This window comes from Ligilactobacillus acidipiscis DSM 15836, from assembly GCF_001435755.1.
GTDB lineage: Bacteria > Bacillota > Bacilli > Lactobacillales > Lactobacillaceae > Ligilactobacillus > Ligilactobacillus acidipiscis.
Genome location: NZ_AZFI01000316.1, coordinates 1 through 847, shown reverse-complemented (window position 1 = coordinate 847; position 847 = coordinate 1). Strand labels below are relative to the sequence as shown.

Genomic DNA, 847 nt, shown 5'->3' with positions numbered 1-847 from the left:
TGTTGCACTTCAATTTTAAATCCGGCTCCTTTATATTGGTAGTTAACATGGTTTCTTTAACTAAGTTTGCAACTTCTTCTGCATCTGAATCTTTGAATGTTCTGTGTTTAATCATTGTAATTATTCCCCCACAATTTAATTTAAATAATTGAGCCTTATTATACTCTAAAAAATTCAAATTATATTTTTTAAGTTATGACCTGTTTTACTTTTTCCTTATTAAAGAGTAAGCTTATTAGCAGGAAAGTAAAAACATAGTTTGGTTGGTAGTCCAAACATAATGGTTTTTGATTATCAGTATCCTTCCTCCTAGGTCGTCCGTCTTTCCTAATTATTTTAGGAGGAAAGTATTATGGACGTAGAAAAATGTCAGTTACTCTTAACAATCGATTTTGACCCACCTTTTTACAAAGCTATTTTTGAAAGTGTTTCGGCTGAATCTTATGAAGTAGCACAAGTTAATTTAGGAACATCAGAACCTAAATTAACTTTAATTTTAGATTTAGTGCTGAATCATTGGGATAGGGTGCATTTTTTCAAACAAAAACAGTTTAAAAAAAATGAATTGCCTAACAAGATAAATCCTAAGCGTAAACAACGGTTAGCTCAAAAGGCAGTTAAAAATGGTTTTAGTACAAAGTCACAAGTTGCTTTAAAAAAGCAATTTGAGCAAAATAAACTGGCTAATGAAAGGGATCGTAAACTTAAAAAAGAACAATTAATTGAGAAAAAATTTAAGTTAAAACAAGAAAAACGAATCGAAAAACATAAAGGGCACTGATTAAAATCTGCACCAAAGAACCTGGCTGTCATAACGTAAGCAGTGTTCAACTGGACGGTTAGACAA

Annotated in this window: 1 protein-coding gene; it reads left to right on the top strand. The window is 30.8% G+C overall.

The features are described 5' to 3' along the window. Positions 1-352 precede the first annotated feature (352 nt). Positions 353-781: a YjdF family protein gene (locus FC65_RS10885; RefSeq protein WP_010495358.1), complete on the top strand. Its 429-nt coding sequence runs from the start codon at positions 353-355 to the stop codon at positions 779-781. Positions 782-847: the final 66 nt, after the last annotated feature.

Coding starts and splice junctions, on each gene's coding strand:
- FC65_RS10885 (WP_010495358.1), top strand. CDS start 353: ATGGACGTAGAAAAATGTCAGTTACTCTTAACAATCGATTTTGACCCA.